The organism is Cognatiyoonia sp. IB215182 (genome assembly GCF_033963905.1).
GTDB lineage: Bacteria > Pseudomonadota > Alphaproteobacteria > Rhodobacterales > Rhodobacteraceae > Yoonia.
The window spans coordinates 361794-387204 of record NZ_JAXBMB010000002.1; the positions used below are offsets into that span (position 1 = coordinate 361794).

Here is a 25411-nt window from a genome sequence, read left to right on the forward strand (position 1 = left end):
CCTATCGCCCCACCGCGTAAGCTTGCATCAGCCTTGGCGTGGCGGCGGCCCGCATTAGTCCAGAGGGGTCCCGCGCTGCGGCGGTCAGGCGGCCGACGGTCCATGGTTCTGCCACCTCCACGCCATGCCCGCGGGCGCGCAGATCGGTGATGACCGCGTCGCCAAAGGCAGGCTCGACCATCAGATGCCCGGGCTGTGCTGCGCGGGGGTAGAACGAGCTTTGGAAATGCGCGGTGTGGAAGAGCGGTGCATCAATCCCGGCCTGCAGGTTCATCCCACCATGCACCAACCGCAGGAACAGGATCAGTTGCCATTGATCCTGCTGATCCCCACCCGGCGTGCCAAAGGTCAACGCTTGCCCGTCCGGACCGCGTGCCATGGATGGTGACAGCGTGGTACGCGGGCGCCGACCGGGCGCGAGCGATGTCGGCAAGCCTTCGGTCAGCCAGAACATCTGTGCGCGGGAGTTCAGCGGCATCCCAAGCCCCGGCACAACGGGCGAGGATTGTAGCCAACCACCCGAAGGCGTGGCCGAGATCATGTTTCCCCACCGGTCGATCACGTCGATATGGACGGTATCGCCGCGCTTTTCGGTCAGATGCGCCATTGTCGGCTCTCCAGCACCCGCACCGGGCGTATCGACTATGTCCTGTGAGGCGCGCGCGACAGCCGCACTGGCCCAATCCTCAAAACCCGCAATCCATCCGGGCTGCTGTTCCAAGGATGCGGTGTCGCCAATCAGCTTTTGCCGCGTGGCCGCGTAATCCCGGCTGAGCAGGGTATCAAGCGGGATATCCGTATGGTCGGGATCGCCGTAGTAGGCCTCGCGGTCCGCGAAGGCGAGCTTCATCGCCTCGGTCACCTGATGGACGAAGTCTTCACCCGTCAGGTCTGCCTGACCAATCCCGGTATTCTCAAGCAACCGAAGCGTCTGCAGCATCACCGGGCCTTGCGTCCAGACACCGGCCTTCCACACTGTCCATCCGTCATAGTCGACAGAAACGGGTGCTTCATAACTCGGCTGCCAATCGGCCATGTCCTGCCCGGTCATCACGCCCTCGCGACGCCCGCCTGCGGCGTCCATCACACAGGCCTCGCGCAGCCATCCGTCAATGGCTTCGGCCAAGAAACCTTCGTAGAAGGCGCGCCGTGCCGCCTCGATCTGGGCTTCGCGACCTGATGCGGCCTCAGCCTCTGTCAGGATACGGTCATAGCTGTCGGCAAGTGCTGGGTTCTTAAACAGGCTTTCAGGCTCTGGCGCGGCACCACCCGGTAGCCATGTCGCATAAGATGTCGGCCATTCGTCGCTAAAGAAGTCGGCGAGACTTTTGATGGTTGCCGACACACGCGGCAGCGTCGGATGTCCGTGCCGCGCATAATGGATCGCCGGTTCGAGGATATCGCGCAGGGGCAACCGCCCGTGGTCGCGCAGCATCAGCATCCAGGCACCAAAGGCGCCGGGGATCACAGTGGCAAGCAGCCCTGACCCCGGCACCAGATCGAGCCCTTCATCCTTGTAATGCGCAATCGTCGCACCCGCTGGTGCGGTCCCCTGACCGCAAACGACATGCGGTGTATCCTCGCCCGCCAGATGGATCAGCGCGGGCATGTCGCCCAATGGGCCGCAAAGATGCGGCTCCACCACTTGCAGGACAAAGCCCATCGCCGCCCCTGCATCAATCGCGGTGCCGCCCTTTTCAAGGATCGCCATACCCACGGCTGACGCAATCCAGTGGGTCGAAGTGGCAACGCCAAACGTGCCAAGGATTTCGGGCCGTGTGGTGAACTGGGATGTCTGCATTGGTCGCCCTTACGTGTCACGGGGGTCGAGCGCGTCGCGCAGCCCGTCACCCAAAAGATTGAAGCCCAGCACCACGAGGAAAATCGCGATGCCGGGCCAGAACGCCATCCATGGCGCCTGTTCCATAAACGCCTTGGCCGTGTTCAGCATTGCCCCCCAGGATGGCGCCGGGGGCTGCTGGCCAAGGCCAAGGAAAGACAGGGAGGCTTCAGCAATGATCGCCGCCGCCACTGTCAGCGTCGCCTGCACCAAAAGCGGCGGTGTGATGTTGGGCAGGACGTAGCGCCAGATGATGGCCCCATGCCCCAGACCCACCGCGCGGGCGCTTTCGATGTAATCCTCGGTCAGCACGTTCAGCGTCTGTCCACGCGCGATGCGGATAAAGATGGGCACCGCCGACAGGCCAATGGCAATCATTGCGTTGGTCAGCGATGGCCCCAAAAACGCCGCCAGTGCGATGGCGAGGATGAGGAAAGGCGCGGCGAGCAGGGCCTCGGTCACGCGACCGATGATCGCGTCAGACCAGCCCTTGGCATAGCCCGCCAACACGCCAAGGGGAATACCGATAGCCATCGCAATGGCGACCGAGACGACACCGGCCAAAAGCGAGGCCCGCGCGCCCCAGATCATCCGGCTAAGGATATCACGCCCAATTTCGTCGGTCCCCAGCCAATGTGCGGTCGAGGGTGGTTTTCGGACAGCACCCCAATCGGTCTCCGCCGGGCCGGAGATCGGCAGAACCGGCGCAAGCAGCGCCACCATGACAAAGAACCCCACAATCACCACGCCCGCCATCGCGGCTACATTACGCCGCAGCTTTGCCCAGACACGGTTGCGGCGGGGCGGCAGCGCCTCAGCGGGCGTGGCGAGATCAATCGTGGTCATGGCGCCCCGATCCGCGGGTTCAGGACGCGGTAAAGCGCGTCTGCCAGGATATTCATCAGGATGAACGTAATCGCCGTGCAAAGGACGATCCCCTGAACAACCGCGTAATCCCGGTTGAAGACGGCATCGACAACCAGCTTGCCAAAGCCGGGGATGGTGAAAATCTGCTCGGTCAGCACTGCGCCAGCCAGCAATTCACCAAACAGCAGTGTGATAACCGTCACCACCGGCACTAGCGCATTTTTCAGCGCATGGCGCAGCACCACGACCTTTTCGCGGAGGCCCTTGGCGCGGGCGGTGCGGACATAATCCGATTGCAGCACGCTCAGCATTGCCGAGCGCGTATGCCGCATCAGCGTCGCGGCGATGGCCGTTCCCAGCACAAAGGCGGGCATCAGCATGGTGCGGATGGATTGCAGCGGATCATCGCTAAAGGGCCGATAGCCGGATGCGGGCAACCAGCCAAGGTTCACCGACACAAGCAGGATCATCATGATCCCCAGCCAGAAATTCGGCACTGACAGCCCTGACAGGGCGATGACATTCGCCACCCAATCGATCCAGGTGCCTTTGTAATAGGCCGAGATCACGCCCGCCGGGATGCCGATGACCATCGCAAAGACCAGCGCCATCACAGCCAATTGCAAGGTCACCGGCAGCTTTTCCCCGATCAGTTCCAGAACCGGCTGCTGCGTGCGCAGCGAAATCCCCAAATCGCCCCGCAGCGCGTTACCGATCCATTGGAAATACTGGACATAAAGCGGATCGTTCAGCCGGTATTTCTCGCGCAGATATTCCAGGATCTCGGGGTTCCGGTCCTCCCCTGCCAGCGCGAGAACCGGATCGCCCGGCAACAGCTTTTGCAGGAAAAACACGAAGATCGAGATCAGGATGACCGTCGGGATCGCGACCAAAAGACGGCGTCCGATGAAAAGCAGCATGGGGGCCTCTTAGGGATGAAAGGGCTGGCCCGGCGGTGTGACCCGCCGGGGACAAGGTGCTCACTCGGTCTTGGACACACCGACCAGACGGATCATGCCATCGGGATAGGGGACGTAGCCCGCAACGGCGTCGTCAATCGCCCAGATCCAGGTCTGGTGGTAGAGATAGATGATCGGCATCTCTTCCTGCAGGATGGCGAGGGCCGCGTCATAGCTTTCCTTGCGGGTCGCCACATCGGTCGATGTTCGGGCGGCGTTCAGCAGCGTATCAATTTCGGGATTGCAATAGCCACTGTCATTGATACCGCCTTCACAGGTCATGAACTGGTGGATATTGCCATCCGGATCGACCCGGCCCGACCACCCGATCTGGCTGATCTCGTAGGCGCCTGCTGTCTGTTCAGACAAGAGTGTGGCGAATTCCTTGGCCACGATGCTGATATTGATGCCGGCCTCTGAGGCCATCGCCTGAACGACCTGCACGACCTGCTGCGCCACCGGGTTGGTTGAGACCTGAACCTCAACACTGATCCCTTCTGCACCTGCGTCCGCCAGCAGTGCCTTTGCCGCCTCAACATCGCGGGCGGGCACGGGGAAGTCGCTGTTATACCAGGGCGAGGTCGGTGGATAGGGCTGGTTGCCGGGTGCAAAGACACCTTCGAACACCACCTGGTTCAGCACCTCGCGGTCAATGGCGAGCGACAATGCGCGGCGCACTGTGGCATCCTGACCCATCGGCGTTTCGGATCGGTCTGTGTTTGCGACGTTCACCGTCAGGCCCTGATAGCCCAGTGAAACAGCCTGTTCGAGTAACAGGCCATCATCCGCCTGAACCGAGGCAACATCCGTCGCTGCCAGCCGTTCGATCATGTCCACGTCGCCCGCCCGCAGATTGGCCAGGCGTACAGTATCGTCCGTGATCGGCAGATAGGTCACCGTGTCGAAATTGATCTCGTCCGCGCGCCAGTAATCTTCGAACTTGGTCAGCACGATCCGGTCCTGCTGAACCCGCTCGGTAAAGCTGAAGGGCCCTGCGCAAACCGGAGCGTTCCCGAACCCGATCCCCATTTCCTCTGCCGCTTTCGGCGACAGCATCATACCAGAACGGTCCGCGAATTGCGCCAGGAGCGTCGCATCGGGGTTCGCCAGCATGATCTCGATCGTATATTCATCCACCACATTGGTGCCACTGATCGATGCCACTTCGGACTTGCGGCGGCTTTCATCCAGGGTTTTTGACCGATTGATGTTGTAGGCGACGGCTTCGGCATTGAAGGGCTCGCCATCATGAAAAGTCACGCCCTCGCGCAGGGTCATCGTCAGGGTCATGCCGTCGCTGGACCATTCCCATCCGGTTGCCAGCATCGGGATGATTTCAAGGTCGGGCGTGATATCCACGAGTTTGTCACACATCGCCGCATAGACGATCCGGCCCACGAATGTGCGGGACTGATCGGGGTCAAGGATATCGGGATCTTCGGCCAGGCCGATCCTGAAATCCTGCGCCAAGGCCAGCGAGGTGGTGAACATCAGCGCAGCTGTGGTTGAAAGAAGGTATTTGGTTTGCATCTGTCTTACTCCCGTGTTGGTCTTATTGTGGTGTCGTTGCAGCGGTTGGTCCGCCATCGGCCCGCGCCCTTGCGGCGCGGCAAAGTTCCATGCGGGCGGCGGCTTTGGCGCTGCGGCCCGTTTCAGCGTCTTCAAGCCCCTTGAGGTGCAGTGTGTCGGCGTGGTGGCACGCGACCGCTCCGCCACCTGACCGCGGAGACAGTACCGGACGTGTCGCCCGACAAATTTCAGTCGCGTGCGGACAGCGCGGGTGAAACCTGCAACCAGAGGGCAGATCAATCGGGTTGGGTGGATCGCCTAGCAACGCGGTATGTGCCCGCCGCGCACCCACTTTCGGAATGAGGATCGCCGCGATCAAAGCGGCTGTGTAGGGGTGCTGTGGCGCGCTGAACAGTGTCTCGACAAGGGCGGTTTCGACAATCTCGCCCAGATACATCACCGCCACCCGGTCCGACATGTGGCGCACAACGGCGAGGTCGTGGGCGATGACGATCAGGGTCAGCCCGAATTCGGCCTTGAGGTCTTCAAGGATATTGAGCACCTGCGCTTGGATCGACACATCCAGCGCGCTGACCGGCTCATCCCCGATTAGCACCTTGGGTCCACTGGCCAAGGCACGTGCAATACCGATCCTTTGACGCTGGCCGCCGGAAAATTCATGTGGGTAACGATCCGCACTATCGCTGGGCAGGCCCACGCGGGCCAGCAGCTGCGTCACCTGCGCCTTGCGCTCTGTGCCGGATCCTAGCCCATGCACCTGCATCGGCTCTTCCAGCAATGCGCCGACGGTCATGCGCGGGTTGAGCGACGAAAACGGGTCTTGAAATATGAATTGCAAGTCGCGGCGCAGGCGTCGCATCTCGGCCTCTGGGATGTCGGCGATGTTACGCCCCGCGTACCGGACGGCGCCCTCCGTCGGTTCGATCAGCCGGACAAGCAGCCGGGCAAGCGTGGATTTCCCGCAACCGGACTCGCCTACGATCGAGAAGGTCTCGCCACGTTGGATTTTCAGATCGACCCCATCCACCGCACGCACGACCGTTGGCGCGCCGAAGAGCGGGCGTCTGGTCACGAATTCCCGCCGAAGTGCAGAGGCCTCGAGGATGATCTCTGGCGCGGTCATGCCGAAATGCGCTCTGCGGGCAACGCCTCAAGCGGGGCGTGCCAGCACCCGACACTATGGCCGGCGGCGACGGTCGTATCCGGCGGCATGTCGGCGCAAACATCGGTCGCAAAAGGGCATCTGGGCGCAAACCGGCATCCGGCTGGCATCCGGGCGGCTTGCGGCACGACGCCGGGGATGGTGACAAGCTGGTCGGTCCGCGCACCATAGGCGGGCATCGAGCTTATCAGGGCAATCGTGTAAGGGTGCTGGGGATCATCAAAGATCGCCGCCGCCGGGCCAATCTCAACAATCCGCCCAGCATACATCACCGCAACTTTGTCGGCCATTTCAGCCACGACACCCAGATCGTGGGTGATCAGGATCATCGCGCTGGCACTTTCGGCCTGAAGTGTCTTCATCAGGTCAAGCACCTGCGCCTGGATCGTGACATCAAGCGCTGTCGTCGGCTCATCTGCCAGGATCAGTGCGGGATCATTGGCCAGCGCCATCGCGATCATCACCCGCTGGCGCATCCCGCCCGACAGATTGTGCGGATAGGCCGCCATCCGCTGCTCTGGTGCGGGGATGCCGACGCGGCGCAGCATGTCGAGCGCACGTTGCCGGGCCTCAGTCGTACTCACGCCCTTGTGCCGTTCGACGGCCTCCGCAATCTGGTCGCCAATCCGCATTGTGGGGTTGAGCGACGACATCGGTTCCTGAAAGATCATCCCGATCCTGTCGCCACGCAAATCCTGCAAAGCGGTGCGTGGAAGCCGCATCAGATCGGCCCCCTGAAAAGCTGTCGTCCCGCCGGTGATCCGAAGGGGCGGGGTGGACAACAAACCCATCAATGCGAGCGCCGTCAGGCTTTTCCCGCAGCCGGACTCTCCGACGATGCAGAGGGTCTCACCCGCGTTCAGCGTGAACGATACATCCTCGACCAGATCCCGCTCTGCGCCGTCAATGCGGATCGACAGGCCGCGCACATCAAGAAGCGGCGCATTCATGGCAGCACCTCAAGAGATTTCTTGAGGTTCGCGATCAGCGTCTCAAGATGCTCGGTCATCGCCGCCCGCGCGGCATGACTATCGCGGGCATCGATGGCGGCGATGATCCTGTCGTGTTGGGCGGTGTATATTTCGCGCGTTTCAGGCGTGCGGGCGCGTTGGCGGCTATGTTGAAAATCCTCGCGGGCGCGAATGGCTTCAAGCACGTCAAAGGCGGTGGACAGGATCGGATTGTCGGCAATCCGCGCGATCATCCGGTGCATCGCACCGTCCCAAAGCTCTGATGCGTCTGAGTCAGCAGCCTCAGAAAGCCGCACCGCAAGGTGGCGCAAACGCTCAACATCCTCAACCGTAGCACGGCGGGCGCAAAGGGCGGCCAGTTGCGGCTCAATCCCCAGGCGCGCCTCCATCACCGCCAGCGCATCCACTTCATCCACAATGTTCGCCGCGATCTGAGACGCGGGCTCTGGCGGTTTTCCGGCAAAGGTGCCCTTGCCCTGTTTGCGCCAGATCAGCCCTTCGGCCTCAAGCACCTCCAGCGCGCGGCGCACGGCACGCCTGCTGATCCCAAATTCTTGCGATAACTCCCGTTCCGTTGGCAGGCGCCCATCAGATGGCAAGCTACCGGAGTCGATCAGCTGCCTGATCTGGCGCAGGGTCTGCGTCGTGTTCTCGGTAAAGCTGGTTTCGATATTCATCGCACCCCCGGTTTCGAACCATTTATAAATTGGTTCGCACCAATTATGATTTGGTTCGATTTACGTTAGGTCAAGTAAGATAACGTCAATCACGAGGCAGAGGGGCACCTCGCGCCTACAATTTGATCAAACGCTCTGATGCGGGCGACACATCACCAACCTATGGCTTCCGGCAGCCATGTCGCAATCGCCGGGAAGTTGAACAGCATCACGAGTGCTACCACCTGAATCGCGATGAAAGGCACAACACCCCGATAAATCATGGCCGTCGTGACCTGTGGCGGTGCGGCCCCTTTCAAAAAGAATAGCGCCCAGCCAAAGGGGGGCGTCAGGAACGACGTTTGCAGGTTCAACGCGATCAAGGCAGCCAGCCACACCATGTCAGTTCCAGAGGCTACAAAGAACGGCAGCAGAAGCGGCAGCGCGATATAGCTGATCTCGATCCATTCGAGGAAAAAGCCCAGTACGAACAGAAGCAGCATCAGAAAGATCAGCGCACCGGTTTCGCCGCCGGGCAGCAGGGCCAGTGTGTCCTGCACAATATCCTCACCATTCAACCCCCGGAACGCGACAGAGAAGACCTGTGCCGCGATCAGGATGAAAAAGATCATGGCCGAGATGCGCAGCGCGGATTGCGCGGCACTCCAGATCATCGTGAAGGTCAAACGGCCATAGATCACTGCAATGACGATAGAAAGCACTGCGCCGACCCCCGCGGCCTCGGTCGGCGCCGCGATGCCACCGATGATCGTGCCCAGCACACCTGCAACCAGCAGAAGGGGTGGGGCCAGCGAATAGACCGCCTTGCGCGCCAATGCCCAGCCACGGATTTCAGCACGTTCCGCCTCGGGGATGGGGGGCATCAGATCGGGCCGCAGACGGCCCAGGATCAGGATGAAGCCGATATAAAGCCCCGCCAGCATCAGCCCCGGCATCATCGCAGCGGCAAAAAGTGTGCCGACGCTTTCGCCCATGATATCGGCCAGCAGGATCAGCACCAACGATGGCGGGATGATCTGGCCCAGCGTACCACTTGCGCAAATGGCACCTGCAGCCAAGCCACCATCATAGTTGCGTTTGAGAAGAATGGGCATTGTGAGCATGGTCAACGTCACAACGGTCGCCCCCACAATCCCGGTCGATGCACCCATCAGCACACCAACCACGATCAACGCAACCGCCATCCCTCCATTCATGCGACCGGAAAGGCGCCCGATCACCTCCAGCATGTCCTCGGCCACGCGGGATTTCTCCAGCATCACCCCCATATAGACGAATAGCGGGATGGCGATGAATTCGTATTTCGTGACCACGCCATAGATGCGTGATGGGACGAGGTTGAACAGAAAATCCCCAAAGCCCATCCAGCCAAAGGTGAACCCCGCCACCGCGATGCCGATGCCCACCGGCATGCCGATCAGAAGCGCGCACATGAAGCCAAGGATCATGTAAATGGCAAGCATATCGTCCATCGCGCTACCCTCCGACGCGGCGCAGGGCGGCGGCATGCCGGATCGCATTGGCCACGCATTGCAGCGCAAAAAGACCAAAGGCGACCGGGATCATCGCCTTGACAACGTAACGCGCAGGCAGCCCACCAGGATCGGGCGATCCTTCACGGATCGACCAGGCGCTATCCACAAAGCCCGCCGAATATTTGATGAAGAGGACCGCAATGATGGCGCCGCACAGCATGGAAAACAAATCGAGCGCGTGCTGGGCGCGTTCAGGCAAGCGCTCAAACACCATATCCACACGCACATGTCCCTTTTCCAGCATCAGCACAGTGATCCCAAGAAGCGCGATCGGTGCCATCAGATGCCATTCCAACTCTTGCGCCCAAACCGGGCTGGCCCCGACCACGTAGCGCCCAAAGACGTTGAAAAAGACAAGGGCGATCATGAGGAGCAGAAGGGCAGACGCGAGCGCAGAGGCCGCGCGCGTCATCCGATCGACCGCATCGGCAAAAGCAAGTGCTTTATTCATGGGATTGGTATTCCGGTATTCATACATTTGGGCGACCCGGCCTCGGATCGCCCATGAGTCCTAAGAAGGATCAATCAGGCGTCGCGCAGTTGCGAATGCCAAACCTGTTCCGATGCGGATGCCCAGATGTCATGCTGTTCTTTGAAGGCAAAGTAATTGTCCATCACCTTCTTGAACTGCGGGTCTTCGGCGGCGAGTTCATCGTAAACTGGACCCATCTCGACCTTCAGCGCTGCAATCACGTCATCCGGCAACACGCGCACTTCTGTTCCGCCCGCGCGGAACTCTTCCAGCGCTGCGGCATTATTCGCCTCTGCCCAGCTATGCGAAATCACGTTACATGCCGCCGCCGCGTTCGAGACGATGGCCTGCAACTCATCCCCCAGCGTGTCCCACGCCGCTTTGTTGATCGCAAGCTCTGTCACTGTCGTGGGTTCGTGCCAACCGGTGGTGTAGTAGTATTTGGCCGCCGTGTTCAGCCCCAGGATCTTGTCCTGCGCGGGGCCAACCCATTCGGCGGCATCAATCACGCCACGCTCAAGCGCCGGGAAAATCTCACCACCCGGCAAAAGCTGCACATCAACACCAACGCGCGCATAGCCGCGACCAGCGAGGCCCGGAATGCGCATTTTCAGGCCCTGCATATCCTCGATCGAGTTGATTTCCTTGTTGAACCAGCCGGTCATCTGCACACCGGTCGCCCCAACAGGCATCGCGACGAGGCCCAGCGGTTCATAGGTTTCATTCCACAGGTCGATCCCGTCCCCTATATAGAACCAGGCATTCTGACCTTGGGTCGACATCCCGAACGGGACCGCGCCAAAGAACTGCGCGGCGGGCACTTTACCAGCACCGAAATAGCTGACCCAGCCGTTCATTTCGACGATACCTTGCCGCACCGCATCGAACCCTTCGAAGGCCGGGACCAGCTCCCCCCCGTGATAGACGGTAATATCCAACGCGCCGCCCGACATTGCGCGGACACGATCTGCAAAGTCGGTCAGCGAACCGGGACCGGTTGAATAAAATGGCTGCCCCGGCGGGAAGGCCGTGGTCATTTTCCAACTGATTGTCTGCGCCCGAGCGATAGTTGGCGCGGCCAGCGCGGTGGCACTCGTGCCCACTGCGGCGGTTGTCAGGAACTTGCGACGATCCATACTTTTCTCCTGTTGTCACATTGTCTTTCGTTACCTCAGTGACGTGCTAGGGTCCGTTTGCCGCCGGGCGAGGAATCCGCCTATTTCGACTACCAAAACCGTCTGAAAACCCGCGAATGCCTGCGTGATGAGCGTCTTTTTTGCACGAACGGCGTTTTTTTGCGCGAGACAATCGCGTCATTGATCGCGAAGAAGAACGCGACAAACAAGAGGAGCGACAGCGGTGCCCAACCTGCCCCAGCATGGACGATATGCTTATTCAGCCATCACTGACCGACCCGATTTCGACTGGCCGGATGGGCGTAGATTGGCGGTCTATTTGGGCATGAATTTGGAGTGCTTCGCTTTTGGTGAGGGGCTCGGGGCGGAACTCGCGCCGGGTGGACCACAACCGGATGTGCTGAACTATGGCTGGCGCGATTACGGCAACCGGGTTGGCGCGTGGCGGATGCTGGAGCTGTTCGACCGTCTGTCCGTGCCAGCGACTGTACTCGTGAATTCCGACCTTTATGACCACGCCCCCGGCCTTGTCGAGGCTTTCCGAAACCGGGGTGATGAGATTGCCGGGCATGGGCGCACCAATGCGGAACGGCAGGGCGTCCTGGATGAAGACGCAGAGCGCGCATTGATCGAAGAGGCAACGAAAACTGTCGAACAGCATGAGGGCAAACAACCCAGGGGCTGGCTTGGCCCCTGGATCAGCCAGAGCGCCGTCACACCCGATCTGCTGGAAGAGGCGGGCTATGAATACCTGCTTGACTGGTGTCACGACGATCAGCCGATCTGGATGAATACAAGAGGCGGGCGCATTCTGTCAGTACCCTATCCACAGGAACTCAACGACATTCCCCAGATCGTCGGACGCAAGCGTGAAGGGGCAGAGTTCGGGGACATGATCTGTGACGCTTTTGAAGTCATGCTCGAAGAAAGTGCGCGCCGCCCGCTTGTGATGGGGATCGCGCTACACGGCTATCTTATGGGACACCCACATCGGCTCAAACACTTGGAGCGCGCGCTACGCCATATTCGCGACAATGGCGGTGATCAGATCTGGTGGACGACCGCAGGTGCAATCAATGATCACTACACGCATGTGGTACCCGACTGATCACTCGGCGGCAGAACCCTGATCGAAATGCTCTAGGGTCGGGACCCATTGATCTATGTGTGTTGTCGTGATTCACAAACCCCAAAATGAGCGGTCGATATGTCTGAACTCTTCTCGTTGACGGATGCTCAAATGGCGCGCCTTGAGCCGTTCCTTCCAAAGTCCCATGGTAAGCCTTGATTGGATCACCAACGTGTTCTGAGCGGGATTATCTTCATCAATTGCGATGGTTTACGATAACGCGATACCCATTGACGCATGAATCTCATATGACGCTGTGCAATCGTTGGGAGTGGTAGAGCGAAAAGGGCGTTTTCGCTCGGATGATGGCAGGTTTTGCCGCAGATCACTGCGAAGAGAAGACGGCCATGGTTGACGCTACGTATCTGAAGGCCCACCGGACAGCCGCCAGCACGGGGGCTGGAAAAGAGGGCCTGGACGTGTGATTGGCCGAACGAAAGACGGTACGAAAAGCGTCCCTGCAATCGGCGCAACCGAATCGAGATCATATTCGGCAGATCGAAGGATTAGAGACGCGTGGCGGCACGATGCGATAGGTGCCCAAAGGTCTTCCTCTCGGCTTTCGCGCTCGCCGCCCACGTCATTTACAGGCCATGCGTTCTGAACTTAGTAGAACTGGCTTTAGCAAGAAGCACTCTGGTCTGTTCCCTTTTTGAAACGGCGAGTTTCACAAGGCGCTCTTCTTTGAACCACTCGGACGCATCATCTCTTTCTTATCAAAGGAGGTGATTAACGCAGGTCTACGGTGACACCATCGCGATCGGCTTTTTGGAATGCAGACTGGGCAATGCGATTGAAACAATCTTCACCCGTATTCAAGTTTCCATGAGTTCGTGGCTGCAATTCTTGTTTCGATGAGTAGAACGAATACTTCCTGCTCCATCGGAGGCTCGCAATAACTCCTCTGATATCTGCAGCGCCAAACGCTGTACATTCAACCAAAAGTGGTTCTTTGCACCACATCAAAAAGAAACGAAAGGAAAATACCATGTCCATTAAATCATCCGCTATCGTCGCTGCCGCCGTCGCCATTGCCGCTTCGTTGCCAATCGTGGCATCCGCTCAGCAAGGCGAATTCCAAGGCCCCAGAACCGGTCTGAGCGGCCTTGAACTCAGCGTTGACCGTATCCTTGACGACTACGGGTTTGTCGACGTGGATCCCACCACACTTGATCTTAGCACGCTCGTCGAGATCATTGACGTCGAGAAGAATGATGAAGAACGCGCAGGGTCGACCCGCGGCGGCATCCAGGCAGCTCTCAACCGGTGATTTCAACAGAGCCAATAGCAAAGATGCCCATCGCCCTATTTTGGGCGATGGGCGTATTGTATTATTGAAGGCCACGTGAGCTCCCTCAACTCTCATGTTCCCTGGGTTAGTGACGACCTTATGCACTTCATACAATCAAAGCGTGCGATACAATTGGTCTCATGGCACTTCAGTACGTATCTGCGAAATGCATCTGTTAGTCGGCGCAGCTAACTAATGCATGAAAGACGCCGAACCAAATGAACAGGCTCAGAAACACCGAGTTATTAGTCATTCCTATTTTGGAATTCCTCAAAGCTCAGCTTTCCAGAATAAACCTATTCTAATTAATTGCTGTGAGGCATACTCATGGCTTTATGGACGGTATCGAGCAACGGTCGCCGAAACGGTGGTAAGCGGCATAGCTATTTTTTGGTTGGCCCTACATTTGCTGCGCATGCTCAACCAAGTAGTCAATCAACAGTCGTACCGACGGGATGCTTGAACGTCTGGGCGGAAATACAGCAAAGATTTCAATATTCCCCATACTAAACTCTGGCAGAATCGAGACGACGCCGCCGCCACGCACTTGTTCGTCTCCAAAACGAGCCGGGAGCATCGCAATGCCAGCGCCGGAGGCGATCATGCCGAGCGCGACGGTTGGATCACCCACCGAAATCTGCGGTGGTGTATCAAAAACAAGCTTCGTCGAGTCGCTGTCATCGGACAGAACCCAGTCTCGTGGCACCCCAGGCACATCGATACAGACCCGCGGAAGGTGGACGATTTCCGACAAGTCATCGACCGGATTTGAGCGCGCGAATTCGGTACCGCAGTAAAGGCGCATCGGGGTGGAGACAATCCGCTTCGCGATCAGGTAGGGCTCTTCTGGCCGGCCGAGGCGAAGGACCACGTCGAGGTCTTCGGTCAGTGGATCAGGGCCGGACCCAGCGACCTCAATATGTGCCTTCACTTTTGGAAACTCGGCCGTCAAACGTGCCACAACTGGGCCAAGCAGGTATTGCCCGCTCAAAGCGCTGGCAGCGACGCGAAGTGTACCGCGCGGCTGTTCCGTAACGGCCCTCAGCAATTCATCTGCTTGACTGCCTGCTTGCGTGGCCCTGCGTGCGACGTCGAGAAGTGTTTCGCCAGCAGCGGTCAGACGTAGACCCGTGCTGACCCGATCAAACAGATGTCCACGCGCTCGTTCTTCCAGTCTACTGAGAGCCCGTGAAAGCGTTGCTTTTGAGATGCCAAATTGGCGTTGTGCCGCACTGACGCCACCGGCTTCAGCGATGAGATAAAAATTCCGAAGATCATCGAGACCAATTGCTGACCTCATTGGCATGGTTGTTATCCTCCGGGCTTACGGCGGCACTGAACTGGTGCGTATCGGCGAATGAATGGGCCGTTGGTGAAGACCAAACGACGTAGCGCGACACGGCTTTCCGTTCCCAAAATGAAACACTAGAATCCTGAAGCGCGTTACTTCTGAAACAACCGAAACGCGTCTCCTCTCTCACTCTACGCTGATTTAGTGGCTGAGATGGGCGCAAAAAAGGGGACGCCAGCCAAAAATGGCGAGGAGTTCTATGCTCCTAGCAGAGGACTATGCCAAGTTGATCGGGTCTCAGCATATGAGACCTTGGGCTCAAGCGCAGTACTGATCAAAGCCAAAGCGAAACCATGTCGGATTTGCAACTGCCCGTGCGTCCTTGCAGCATGTAACTGCAGTGCGGAGGATAAGATGATCTATGCAATCACGATTTATGGCGAACCGGGCGTGTTTGAGGCACTGCCTAAGGAACGACAGGACGATGTCATGTCAGGGCACGGCGCATTGCAAGACGCACTCAAGAACCGGGGGGCGTTTGTGTCGATGAAGCTGATGCCGCCCACATCTGCGGTGATGGTAGAACCGGCTAGGAACGACAGTGCTGCACCGCTGATCGTGGACGGACCGTTTGCCGAGACCAAGGAAAACTTTCTGGGCTTCTATGCTGCCGATTTCAAAGACCTTGATGAGGCGCTGGAATACGCGAAAATGATCTCGTCGCCCATCGCGCGGCTTGAGGTGCGGCCTGTTGCCTGGGCGGGGGGTGCATTGTCATCGGACTAGGTCATGTCAGACTGGCTTGACGCCACATTCGCCGAACAACGGCCCCGCGCCATCGCGGCGCTTACGCGGGTGTTTCGCGATATCGATCTGGCCGAAGAGGCCTTTGCCGAGGCTTGCGTAAAAGCCCTGATCGTTTGGGGCACAGATGGCGCGCCACGTGACCCGCTCGCCTGGCTACTGACCACGGCCCGCAATGCAGGCCTTGACCATCTACGCAAATCGCAGCGCCGCGCCGCGATCCTTTCGCGCCATAGTGAAGAGTTTCAGCCCTTGCCTGCAGAAACACCTGACCCGGACGAATTGCGCGACGACGTTCTGCGACTGCTTTTCATCTGCTGCCACCCCGAGCTTGACCGGCAGGATCAGATCGCGGTTGCTTTGCGGGTGATCCTGGGGCTCAGCGTCGCTGAAATCGCGAGCGGCTTTCTCGTCAAGCCCAAGACAATGGAACAGCGCATCACGCGTGCCAAAAGAAAGATCGCGGAAAACCCGGTCGCCTTCGAAACGCCCACCCCGCAAGAGCGTGGCGTGCGGCTCAGCGAAGTCTCTTTGATGATCTATCTGATGTTCAACGAGGGGTGGTCAACTTCGTCCGGGCCGGTTCAGATGAAACTGACATTGTGTGAAGAGGCGATCAGGCTCGCCCGCCTCCTGGTGAGGCTGTTTCCAGCGATGGGCGAACAATCTGCGCTTCTGGCGCTATTGCTGCTGCAGCATGCGCGCCGCCATGCGCGGATTGACGGGGATGGAAAGCTGGTCACGCTCGATGATCAGGACCGCAGCCTTTGGGACCGTTCGAACATCGCCGAGGCGATGGCGCTTCTGCAAAAGGCACAGCGCATCAACCATCGGGGCATCTACATTATCCAGGCCACAATCGCTGCCGCGCATGCAAGTGCGGCAACATCCGAAAAAACCGACTGGGCACTCATCGAGTCTCATTACGCCGCACTTTACGCGTTGCAGCCGACCCCGGTCGTGCGTCTCAACCAGATTGCGGCGCAGGCCAAGCTGCACGGGCCACGTTTTGCAATCAATGCTTTGGAAACGTTGACGGAGGATCTGTCCACTTATCGGTGGTTTCATGCAATGCGGGGCGGTCTGCTACAGGAGATCGGCGATCACCGTGCCGCGATTGCCGCGTTTGAAACGGTCCTAACGCTCACCCCTACCGCGCCTGAACGCGCCGCCGTCACAGACAAAATCGCGATCAGCCAAAACGAACTGGGCCACCTGTAGGGAAGCCGGCTGTACGCGCGTCCTTGGATCAGACCCGCATGTGGCGGGCGCAACCAAGGGAGAGAACCCATGAGTATTCTTGAGATGACAACGCTCGGCAATTCCGGCTGGATCGGCCATTCCGGCCCGGATCAAAAGGAAGCCAAAGCGTTTTATCAGGACGTATTGGGATGGAAGATCAATGACATGCCAATGCAGGACGGGTCGAGCTATTCGGCCGCCGTGATTGGTGAAACCGCGATTGGGGGCTTCTCCCCAATGCCCGAAGAAAAGGGTGCCTGGACGATCTATTTCACTGTCGCAGATGTTGATGCCAGCACTGCCAAGGCAAAGGCCAAAGGGGCAACCATCATCCAGCCGGCAATGGATATGCCCGGTGTCGGGCGCATGGCGACACTGACCGATCCGCATGGCGCGCGGTTTGCGCTGATCACTTACGAAAGCATGGCGTCGTAAGGCACTTCACCGGAAAGGAGAGATCAGATGGAAAACCTGCCCCATATCACGCTTGCCGTCGTCGCCGTCCTTGTGTTGATGAGCATCCCGATGGCTATTGCGGTTGGCCTGCGCCGGGCCAAGACCGGGATCCTTCTGTTGCATGGTGAGGATGACCATCTGTTGCGACTGATGCGCGCGCATGGGAACTTTGTGGAATATGTCCCCCTTGCGCTCGTGGCTCTTGCGGCGGCTGAGATTGCGGGCGTCGCCCCTTGGCTGGTGCTGGGCTGTGGCGGTGCGTTGATCCTGGCGCGCCTTGTCCATTATTTCGGTCTGCGCAAAGCAGCCGACAGCATGGGCCGTCTGATCGGGGCAGGTTTGACCAACATCACTTTGCTCGTCTTGGGGCTGGCAATCCTGTGGCAGCTTGGCGTGGCATTCTGATGCCGGTTGACGAAGGTCTCAACACTCGTTTGCGCAACGCATTGGCCGCCCATGTCGGGATTTCCGAAAAACAGATGATGGGCGGGCAGTGCTTCTTTTTGAACGGCAACATGCTGTGCGGGGCGCGGCGGCACATTGACGGCGTCGGGCGTTTCATGTTCCGCGTAGGCAAGGCAAATGAAGCATCGGCGCTTCTTGATCCAAGCGCGAACGAGGTCATCCATGGAAGCCGCAAGTTGGGCGGTTTTGTACGTGTGGACGCTGCAGATTGCGATGACACAGCCTTGCAGCGCTGGTTGCAGCTTTGCCTCGCCCACGCGGCCGCCCTTCCCGCAAAAGACTGATCGAGGATGCGATGACGCAATTTGACTGTTTCTCGCCGGACGCTCTGCATTTTTTGAAAGAGTTGAAGGCCAACAATACCAAAGACTGGTTTGCTGCGAACAAGGCACGCTATGAGGCGCAGCTCAAGGCGCCGGGTCTGCAGTTCGCTGATGCGATAGTTGGGGCACTGGCCGAGATGACAGGTCAGGACCACACCAGCAAAGTCTTTCGGATCCACCGCGATGTGCGCTTTTCCAAGGACAAGACACCCTACAATGCCCATTTGCACATGGCATTCACACCCGCTCAACAAACTAGCCAACCGCCGATGTGGTTCTTTGGCCTGTCGCCAGAGAGGCTGACACTTGGATGCGGTGTCTTTCAGTATGACAAGGAGAGTCTGCCGGCATTTCGCGCCGCAATGGGGGGCGGGACGGGTACCAAGCTGATCGCGCTAACCGACGATCTGTGCAAGCAAGGCTTCAGGATCGGCGAACCTGATTTGAAACGCGTGCCTGCGGGCTTTGATAAAGATCACCCAAATGCCGAAGCCCTCCGGCGTAAGGGGTTTGCCACCTGGATCGACAATAGCACGCCCGCCTCGGTTACCGAACGAGGCCTTGTCGGTCGAACAATCGCAGATCTGCGCCAACTGATGCCTGTATTTCACCTAATGTCCGAGATCGCGGCCGCAATGCAGCCAGACTGATCGCACCGCTCTGTTGACACTGCGGGGGCGCCCACTAGTCTCATTCACAGCCAGGGGCGCCGCGAGGCTGAGACGTACCCTTTGAACCTGAACCAGATAATGCTGGCGGAGGGAGGCAGGGTCAGCAGCCATGGCGGCCCCCGTCTTTCCGCTTGAGAGGAAAGACATGACAACACCCAACGCAGCACTCCAATCATTGCGCACGCAAGCACCGCTCGTGCATTGCATCACCAACTACGTCGCAATGAATGTCGCGGCCAATGTCGTCTTGGCAGCGGGCGCGTCGCCCGCAATGTTGCATGCAACCGAAGAAATCGCGGATTTTGTGCCTGTTGCGGGTGCCTTGACGATCAATATCGGGACGTTGTCCGCCCCTTGGGTTGAGGCGATGACAAAGGCGGCGGAAGCGGCGAATGCTTCGGCCAAACCTTGGGTCTTTGACCCCGTCGCCCATTTTGCCACGCCCTATCGTGCACGGGTGGCGCAAGACCTTTTGGACCTGCAGCCCACGATCATTCGCGGCAATGCTTCCGAAATCCTCGCCCTCGCCGGGGAAGGTGCTGCCGGAAAGGGGGCCGATAGCGGTGACAGCGTTCCTGCTGCGAAAGGTGCTGCCATTCATCTTGCGAAAGAACACGGCGCCGTCGTTGCCGTCACTGGCGAAACTGATTTTGTCACTGACGGCACGCGGCACGCGGAGATCAGCGGCGGTGATGCGATGATGCCCAAAGTCACGGCCTTGGGATGCTCACTGACCGCGCTCATCGGTGCCTATGCCGCAATCTGCACCCCGATGGACGCAACCATCGCCGCCCTTACCCACTTTTCCGAGGCGGGTGCGCGCGCAGGGCCGGGCACCAACGGGCCCGGTAGCTTTGCGGTGGCGTTTCTCGATCAACTTGCCGCCATTGCGCCCGGTGATCTGGATGAGGTCCGCGTGACATGGCACTGAACCCCAACGATCTTCGGCTTTATCTGGTGACGGACCCGATCCTTTGCGCCGAACATGGCGTCATTGGAACGGTCGCGGCGGCCGTTGCTGGCGGCGTCACTTTCGTGCAGTTGCGCGACAAGACAGCCAGCACCGCAGATCGGGTTGCGCTGGCCGGGGCGCTCAAAGATGCGCTCGCCGGCACGGGTGTTCCCTTTGTGATCAACGATGACGTCACCGCTGCCAAGGCGGCTGACGTGGACGGCGTCCATGTTGGCCAGGATGATATGGCCGCAGCAGAGGCGCGCGCCATCTTGGGGCCCGGCAAGATCGTCGGGCTGTCCTGCGAAAGCGCCGCCGCTGTCAGCGCCGTTGATCCGCGTATCGTCGATTATCTTGGCATTGGCACGGTCTTTGCGACGGCCACAAAAGCAGATCACAAACCGACAATCGGGATGGACGGCCTTGCCGCGCTGTGTGCGTTGGCGCCTGTTCCAACAGTGGCAATCGGCGGTCTGAAAGCCACACATGCACGCGACGCCCAGATGTCAGGGGCGGATGGGATGGCGGTTGTCTCCGCCATATGTGGCCAGCCCGATCCGGAGAAGGCAGCCAAAGAAATCAACCAAGCCATGGGAGATCTCAGATGATCCGCAACGTCTTGTCCATCGCAGGCTCTGACCCATCAGGCGGGGCGGGCATTCAGGCCGACATCAAGGCAATTTCCGCCAATGGCGCCTATGCAATGACCGCAATCACTGCGCTGACGGCTCAAAACACGCAAGGCGTTTCATGGATTGAATTGGTGCCGCCGGATTTTGTTGCGGCACAGATTGCAGCAGTCTTTGCTGATGTTCGCGTTGATGCGGTCAAGATCGGTATGATCGCAACGTCGGATATCGCCGCGACGGTGGCTGACGCATTGACGAAACATGCGGACAATGTGCCGGTCGTGCTTGACCCGGTCATGATTGCCAAGGGCGGCGCACCTCTTCTGGCCGACGATGCGGTGAAGACGCTGCGGGATCGCTTGTTGCCCTTGGCCACGCTTGTCACCCCGAACCTACCCGAAGCGGCGCATCTGCTGGATGAACCTGTCACAATGACAAGGGACGCGATGGCCCACCACGCCCAAGCGCTCGCTGAGCTTGGGCCGCAAGCGGTGCTGATCAAAGGCGGGCATCTGCCGGGCGATGACAGCCCCGATGTGTTGTACGCGGCGGGTGAAACGCATTGGTTCGAAAGCAAACGCACTGCGACGCAAAATACTCACGGAACCGGATGCAGCCTGTCATCGGCGCTGGCCGCAGAACTGGCAAAGGGTGCCGCGCTGCCTCAGGCTGTCGGCGCCGCGAAGGCCTACATCACCGCGGCGATTGTGGCAGCGGATGATCTGAATGTCGGACAGGGCCACGGCCCCATTCATCACTTCACCAATCTTTGGAACCACGCACATGACTAAATTGCTCGCTTCACAAACTGTTCTCGTCACCGGCGCCGGGCGCGGGCTGGGTGCCGCTATCGCGCGGGCCTTTGTCCGAGAGGGTGCGAAAGTCGTGATCAACTACCGGCACAGCCAGGCGGCTGCCGAAAGCCTGGCAGAGGAGCTGGGTCCGCAAACCGTCGCGATCCAGGCAGATGTAACGAAACCGGATGCAGTCGCGGCGATGATGGATTTGGTCGCGGAGCGGTTCGGACCGGTCACCACACTGGTTCACAATGCGCTCGCAGATTACAGCTTTAATGGCGATGCTCGCGACACGATTGCCACCTTAACGCCAGAGGCCATCCGCGCGCAGCATGACACCGCCGTCCTTGGGGCGCTCAACACTATGCAGGCGGTGCAGCCGATGATGGAAAGCGCAGGCTTTGGCCGGATCATTCATATCGGGACAAATCTGATCCAGAACCCGGTGGTTCCGTATCACGATTATACATCCGCCAAGGCCGGCTTGCTGGCATTGACCCGCACCGCCGCGGCAGAGCTGGGGCCAAAGGGCATCACCGTCAACATGGTCTCTGGCGGATTGCTGCGAACAACTGATGCAAGTGCCGCCACACCAGATGCCGTCTTTGACATGATCGCCGCCAACACACCGTTGCGATCCGTGACAACGCCCGAGGAAGCCGCCGATGCGGTGCTTTTCTTTGCCAGCCCGTGGGCGCGCGCCGTGACGGGGCAGAACCTGATCGTCGATGGGGGATTGGTTTTTGGGTGATATGACCTAGTCGGCCACAGGTGTCTGGATGGCAATGAAGTGGCTGACATTGCCCTGGGAGTCCTTAATCGGGCGCAACGCACATTCGTGCACAAAAGGCGTCTTATCCTTGCGGTAGTTGGTGATGCGCACCGTGCCAGGCACCTGGTTCTCAATCAGAAAGCGAAAGTCTTCGACCGCCTGCGCTTCGGTCATTGGACCCTGCAGGATTGAGAGCGATTTCCCGATCACTTCGCTTGGCTTGTAACCCGTATGCGCCTCAAAAACGTCAGAGACATAGATGACCGGCACCCCTGGTGTTGCCAGACATATCACCGCAGAATGGCCCGCCGCTGCCGCGCGGGTCATATCATCGGCATTCTCCTCCAGGAACCGATCGTAACTCTCCAACACACACCCCGGTACTTACTCACCACCCCTCCCATGGGCCAAGCCTACTGCCTCAATCAGCTGAACGAAACGTAATTTTTCTTCCGCGTCGTCCAGCCCCACAAAAGCCGTGACCAATCGCGCAAGCAGGTCCGCCTCGCTCGCGATTTCAGTCTGAGGCAATGGAGCAATGCTGTTGTCTGGGCAATCTGGCAGAAACGCACTGACATTCACACCGTAATGACCTGCCAGTGCGATCAGATAGTTGAGGCTGCATTTTGAATGCGCGTCTTCATATTTTTGATATTGCTGCGGGCTCACATTGATCACACGCGCGGCCTGGGCCTGGGTCAGCCCCCGTTCAAGCCGAAGCTTGCGCAGTGCCCGCCCCACATACTCATAGGCGTCTTCATCCGCATGCGGTGTCAGATCGCTGACAGCTTCGTTCATGAAATTCGCGTCCTCATTTTCAGCCAATCTCAGCATAACTCTGCGTGAGATGCTACCCGCCCGCATTTTATAGGCGCTTCTCAGCCTGCCCTCAACCTACAGAGGAGACCCTCTTTTAATGATATAATTTCGGCACGGCATCTTATTTTTAAATAACAACATCGCTATTAGCTGCCATAATTCGCACATTATCTTAATTTATAAGAAACTGGTGTTTGTATGAGTATGTCGACGGTCAGTGGTACACCCATGAATAATGATCCTGATTTTTCACAGGCGCTGCCGGTCGGCACCACCCTTCTGTCTGGGCAATAAACCATAGACAGTTACCTTAATCACGGTGGGTTCGGCATCACCTATCTTGCTACCGACAGCCTTGATCGACAGGTCGTCATCAAGGAATGCTTTCCAAGCGCTTTGTGTCGCTGTAGCCACCTGTCCGTTCAGTTCCACTCAAGCACTCATGCGATGGATTTCCAGTCTGTCGTGCATCTCTTTCTGAAAGAGGCGCGCTCGCTTGCCAAACTCGACCATCCCAACATCGTCGGCGTGCACCAGATTTTTGAGGAGCACGGCACTGCCTATATGGCGCTGGATTACGTGCATGGGTCTGATCTCCTCGGCTATATTACCGAACCCGAAAAACATCTTTCGCCGACACAAATCAGGACGTTGCTGGGAAAAGTGTTGGATGCCGTGCGATTCGTTCATGATGCGGGCCTGCTGCATCGCGACATCTCCCCGGACAACATCATTGTGACCAAAACGCTTGAGCCAATCCTGATCGATTTTGGCGCAGCGCGTGAACAGGCGACGCAAGCAAAGCAGGCTTTATCCGCTTTGCCGGTCGTCAAGGACGGATATTCCCCGCAAGAGTTCTATCTGGCAGGTAGTACGCAGGGCTCGTCGAGCGATCTCTATTCTTTGGCCGCCACGTTCTACCACCTGATCGCGGGAGAGACCCCGCCAGACAGCCAGATGCGCGTTACACTGCATGTGACTGAGCAGATTGACCCCTATGTACCACTGGGTCAAAGAACCAAGGATTTTGACGAAACGTTCTGCGCTGCGATTGACCGTGCCCTCGCCATTCTGCCACAGGACCGTTTGCAAAGCGCTGCCGAATGGCAGCGGCTTCTGCAGATCAAACCGTCAAAAAACAAGACCGGTCGTGAACCGGAAGAAGGTGCGGGTCCGTTGCACCAAACGAAATGGGGGCACCCGATCAGATCACAAACGGTTGCGATCAATCGACCGCGACGCGCTTCACATCGGAACAAGGGCCTTCGTCGCCATATTACCGCTTTGTTGACAGGCAGCACCGCAGTTCTTGTGCTGGTCGGTGGCTCCTGTCTGACGCCCGGCGACAACAATGCAGCGACTGCGGGGCCCATGCCGACCACTCGGGTCGCAATTGAGGCGCGGAGTATTGATGCCGCAACGCCAGTGCAACAGGTCGCCAATGCTGAGATTTTCTCCATCCCAGCCGAGATAACGGCGGAAATTACCTCACCACAGCCCAGTGCGCCGACCCTTTCGAAAAGCTGGGCCGAAGGCTTGATTGCACTGAATTGGCGTACAGATTGGTCATTCACAATTGGCCCAGATCCCATTGTGAAGACGGGTACGCCGAGCGTGCCGACCGGTGCGCGGATCATGGCGATCGATGGTGAATCAGTTCAAACGCGGGCCCAGGTCGAAGCTGGTATCGCCGAAACGGCCGGTCGGCCCTACGGGACAATTGCACCCGTCAACGTAACCTCGATCGGCCTCAATGGCGGCGACAAGATGATGACCGAACTTCCCTTCAAGATCATCTACCACACCGCTTTCGACAACGGGCTCGCGTTTGAAACCCGTTTTGTTGACGATGCATGGCTCACCAAGGTGGTCGGTGCGCCGCCCGCCGCAATTGTGCGTTGTGGATCGCTGATCTCGAAGTCGCGGGTGAATACGAACCGGCCCGACGAATATCCATACACATGCGGCTGACAGCATGCCGCCTGAAGAACAGCCTCCGGTGACGACCGATGGCGCACAGGCCGCCAAACTCATCATGCAGCGACAGAAGGTCTGACCTTGGAAAACCTTCCTCGCATCGATAACTTTTGAATCACGACCAAACATGTGGCGTGAGGCGAAAGCGTTCCCCTGCACTCCCCATTTGAACTCGCGGACAGAACTGGAGCACATATCATGAACCTGACCCGCTTGGTCTATTACAGTCAGCGCAACCCGTCGATGAACGTGAATGTGGACGAGTTGTTGGCGGTTTGTCGGCGCAACAACGCGGCCATGAACGTCACCGGCATGTTGCATTACAACGGCACCAACTTCCTGCAAGTGCTCGAAGGCGGGCGCGCCGAAGTTAGCGCCATTTATCACCGCATTGCAGCCGATCCACGTCATGTGAACATCATTCTGATGGCCTGTAATGACGTGCGCGAACGTATCTTCCCCAGCTGGTCGATGGGCCTGCATGAGGGGATGAGCGACGAGACCAAACAGATCTTCCTGCGCTACTTCCCCAGCAACAAAGTGAACCCCGAGGCGATCAGTGTCGACAGTTTGCTGGATTTCCTGCAGGACGTCTCGACCGAGCTCACATAGGCCCGCACCTTTCCGTATTGGGTAGGCGCTGT

28 protein-coding genes, 1 pseudogene and 1 riboswitch are annotated in these 25411 nt (G+C 58.8%); of the genes and pseudogenes, 15 read left to right on the forward strand and 14 right to left on the reverse strand.

Translation table 11 applies throughout. The features are described 5' to 3' along the window. Position 1: 1 nt before the first annotated feature. The 10 genes from SLH47_RS05475 to SLH47_RS05520 all read right to left on the reverse strand — a co-directional run bounded on the left by SLH47_RS05475 (position 2) and on the right by SLH47_RS05520 (position 11149). A complete protein-coding gene (locus SLH47_RS05475) occupies positions 2-1801 on the reverse strand; it encodes a gamma-glutamyltransferase family protein (RefSeq protein WP_320238370.1) in 1800 nt (599 codons plus the stop codon). A 9-nt stretch (positions 1802-1810) separates the two neighbouring features. Then, positions 1811-2686, reverse strand: a complete 876-nt coding sequence (locus tag SLH47_RS05480; protein WP_320238371.1) for an ABC transporter permease — start codon at positions 2684-2686, stop codon at positions 1811-1813. Next, complete coding sequence (locus tag SLH47_RS05485; protein WP_320238372.1) at positions 2683-3627, reverse strand: ABC transporter permease; 945 nt, start codon at positions 3625-3627, stop codon at positions 2683-2685. The genes SLH47_RS05480 and SLH47_RS05485 overlap by 4 nt, the downstream gene beginning before the upstream one ends. Positions 3628-3687: 60 nt before the next feature. Continuing rightward, a complete protein-coding gene (locus SLH47_RS05490) occupies positions 3688-5196 on the reverse strand; it encodes an ABC transporter substrate-binding protein (protein ID WP_320238373.1) in 1509 nt (502 codons plus the stop codon). Between the two features lie 22 nt (positions 5197-5218). Beyond that, positions 5219-6319: an oligopeptide/dipeptide ABC transporter ATP-binding protein gene (locus tag SLH47_RS05495; RefSeq protein WP_320238374.1), complete on the reverse strand. Its 1101-nt coding sequence runs from the start codon at positions 6317-6319 to the stop codon at positions 5219-5221. Then, the gene (locus tag SLH47_RS05500; RefSeq protein ID WP_320238375.1) at positions 6316-7308 is read right to left on the reverse strand and encodes an ABC transporter ATP-binding protein; all 993 of its coding nucleotides are present in this window, start codon (positions 7306-7308) and stop codon (positions 6316-6318) included. Before SLH47_RS05500 ends, SLH47_RS05495 begins: the two co-directional genes overlap by 4 nt. Beyond that, complete coding sequence (locus SLH47_RS05505; RefSeq protein ID WP_320238376.1) at positions 7305-8006, reverse strand: FadR/GntR family transcriptional regulator; 702 nt, start codon at positions 8004-8006, stop codon at positions 7305-7307. Before SLH47_RS05505 ends, SLH47_RS05500 begins: the two co-directional genes overlap by 4 nt. 152 nt (positions 8007-8158) lie before the next feature. Next, positions 8159-9478, reverse strand: coding sequence for a TRAP transporter large permease subunit (locus SLH47_RS05510; RefSeq protein WP_320238377.1), 1320 nt, complete (start codon positions 9476-9478; stop codon positions 8159-8161). Positions 9479-9482: 4 nt separating this feature from the next. After that, positions 9483-9992, reverse strand: a complete 510-nt coding sequence (locus tag SLH47_RS05515; RefSeq protein WP_320238378.1) for a TRAP transporter small permease subunit — start codon at positions 9990-9992, stop codon at positions 9483-9485. A gap of 74 nt (positions 9993-10066) precedes the next feature. Next, positions 10067-11149: a TRAP transporter substrate-binding protein DctP gene (locus SLH47_RS05520; protein WP_320238379.1), complete on the reverse strand. Its 1083-nt coding sequence runs from the start codon at positions 11147-11149 to the stop codon at positions 10067-10069. 223 nt (positions 11150-11372) lie between these two features. Between SLH47_RS05520 and SLH47_RS05525 the strand changes: the two genes are divergently transcribed. The 3 genes and pseudogenes from SLH47_RS05525 (at position 11373) to SLH47_RS05535 (ending at position 13548) form a co-directional block, all read left to right on the forward strand. Beyond that, positions 11373-12257, forward strand: coding sequence for a polysaccharide deacetylase family protein (locus SLH47_RS05525; RefSeq protein ID WP_320238380.1), 885 nt, complete (start codon positions 11373-11375; stop codon positions 12255-12257). Between the two features lie 99 nt (positions 12258-12356). Beyond that, positions 12357-12866: pseudogene (locus SLH47_RS05530) on the forward strand (IS5/IS1182 family transposase); the annotation flags it as partial. Positions 12867-13266: 400 nt separating this feature from the next. After that, complete coding sequence (locus tag SLH47_RS05535; protein ID WP_320238381.1) at positions 13267-13548, forward strand: hypothetical protein; 282 nt, start codon at positions 13267-13269, stop codon at positions 13546-13548. 421 nt (positions 13549-13969) lie between these two features. On the opposite strand, the gene SLH47_RS05540 is transcribed toward SLH47_RS05535, so the two are convergent. Continuing rightward, positions 13970-14875, reverse strand: coding sequence for a LysR family transcriptional regulator (locus SLH47_RS05540; RefSeq protein WP_320238382.1), 906 nt, complete (start codon positions 14873-14875; stop codon positions 13970-13972). Between the two features lie 399 nt (positions 14876-15274). Here SLH47_RS05540 and SLH47_RS05545 point away from each other — a divergent pair, with 399 nt between their 5' ends. From SLH47_RS05545 to SLH47_RS05590, 10 genes are all read left to right on the forward strand, one after another. Continuing rightward, positions 15275-15646 carry a YciI family protein gene (locus tag SLH47_RS05545; RefSeq protein ID WP_320238383.1) on the forward strand — a complete coding sequence of 124 codons (372 nt, stop codon included), beginning with the start codon at positions 15275-15277 and terminating at the stop codon, positions 15644-15646. Between the two features lie 3 nt (positions 15647-15649). Beyond that, positions 15650-16885 (forward strand): RNA polymerase sigma factor, encoded by a 1236-nt coding sequence (locus tag SLH47_RS05550; RefSeq protein ID WP_320238384.1) that lies wholly within the window; start codon positions 15650-15652, stop codon positions 16883-16885. Between the two features lie 69 nt (positions 16886-16954). Further along, positions 16955-17341 (forward strand): VOC family protein, encoded by a 387-nt coding sequence (locus tag SLH47_RS05555; protein ID WP_320238386.1) that lies wholly within the window; start codon positions 16955-16957, stop codon positions 17339-17341. Positions 17342-17368: 27 nt separating this feature from the next. Then, positions 17369-17767, forward strand: coding sequence for an MAPEG family protein (locus SLH47_RS05560; protein ID WP_320238388.1), 399 nt, complete (start codon positions 17369-17371; stop codon positions 17765-17767). Further along, on the forward strand, positions 17767-18111 hold the full coding sequence (locus SLH47_RS05565) for a TfoX/Sxy family protein (RefSeq protein ID WP_320238389.1): 345 nt from the start codon (positions 17767-17769) through the stop codon (positions 18109-18111). Before SLH47_RS05560 ends, SLH47_RS05565 begins: the two co-directional genes overlap by 1 nt. A gap of 11 nt (positions 18112-18122) precedes the next feature. Beyond that, positions 18123-18800: a TIGR02453 family protein gene (locus tag SLH47_RS05570; protein WP_320238390.1), complete on the forward strand. Its 678-nt coding sequence runs from the start codon at positions 18123-18125 to the stop codon at positions 18798-18800. Between the two features lie 42 nt (positions 18801-18842). Then, positions 18843-18931, forward strand: a riboswitch (TPP riboswitch). A 35-nt stretch (positions 18932-18966) separates the two neighbouring features. Next, positions 18967-19752, forward strand: a complete 786-nt coding sequence (gene thiM, locus SLH47_RS05575) for a hydroxyethylthiazole kinase (protein WP_320238392.1) — start codon at positions 18967-18969, stop codon at positions 19750-19752. Further along, a complete protein-coding gene (thiE, locus tag SLH47_RS05580) occupies positions 19743-20381 on the forward strand; it encodes a thiamine phosphate synthase (RefSeq protein WP_320238393.1) in 639 nt (212 codons plus the stop codon). The genes thiM and thiE overlap by 10 nt, the downstream gene beginning before the upstream one ends. Next, positions 20378-21193 carry a bifunctional hydroxymethylpyrimidine kinase/phosphomethylpyrimidine kinase gene (gene thiD / locus SLH47_RS05585; RefSeq protein ID WP_320238395.1) on the forward strand — a complete coding sequence of 272 codons (816 nt, stop codon included), beginning with the start codon at positions 20378-20380 and terminating at the stop codon, positions 21191-21193. Before thiE ends, thiD begins: the two co-directional genes overlap by 4 nt. After that, the gene (locus tag SLH47_RS05590) at positions 21186-21950 is read left to right on the forward strand and encodes a 3-oxoacyl-ACP reductase (RefSeq protein WP_320238397.1); all 765 of its coding nucleotides are present in this window, start codon (positions 21186-21188) and stop codon (positions 21948-21950) included. Before thiD ends, SLH47_RS05590 begins: the two co-directional genes overlap by 8 nt. A 6-nt stretch (positions 21951-21956) precedes the next feature. On the opposite strand, the gene SLH47_RS05595 is transcribed toward SLH47_RS05590, so the two are convergent. From SLH47_RS05595 to SLH47_RS05605, 3 genes are all read right to left on the reverse strand, one after another. Continuing rightward, positions 21957-22340 (reverse strand): PAS domain-containing protein, encoded by a 384-nt coding sequence (locus SLH47_RS05595; RefSeq protein WP_320238399.1) that lies wholly within the window; start codon positions 22338-22340, stop codon positions 21957-21959. Between the two features lie 15 nt (positions 22341-22355). Continuing rightward, positions 22356-22769, reverse strand: coding sequence for a helix-turn-helix transcriptional regulator (locus SLH47_RS05600; protein WP_320238401.1), 414 nt, complete (start codon positions 22767-22769; stop codon positions 22356-22358). Positions 22770-23039: 270 nt separating this feature from the next. Beyond that, positions 23040-23222 (reverse strand): hypothetical protein, encoded by a 183-nt coding sequence (locus SLH47_RS05605; protein ID WP_320238402.1) that lies wholly within the window; start codon positions 23220-23222, stop codon positions 23040-23042. Between the two features lie 15 nt (positions 23223-23237). Between SLH47_RS05605 and SLH47_RS05610 the strand changes: the two genes are divergently transcribed. Together SLH47_RS05610 and SLH47_RS05615 are read left to right on the forward strand one after the other, a co-directional pair. Further along, positions 23238-24761: a serine/threonine-protein kinase gene (locus tag SLH47_RS05610; protein WP_320238403.1), complete on the forward strand. Its 1524-nt coding sequence runs from the start codon at positions 23238-23240 to the stop codon at positions 24759-24761. A 204-nt stretch (positions 24762-24965) separates the two neighbouring features. After that, on the forward strand, positions 24966-25379 hold the full coding sequence (locus SLH47_RS05615; protein ID WP_320238404.1) for a BLUF domain-containing protein: 414 nt from the start codon (positions 24966-24968) through the stop codon (positions 25377-25379). The last annotated feature ends 32 nt before the right edge of the window (positions 25380-25411 follow it).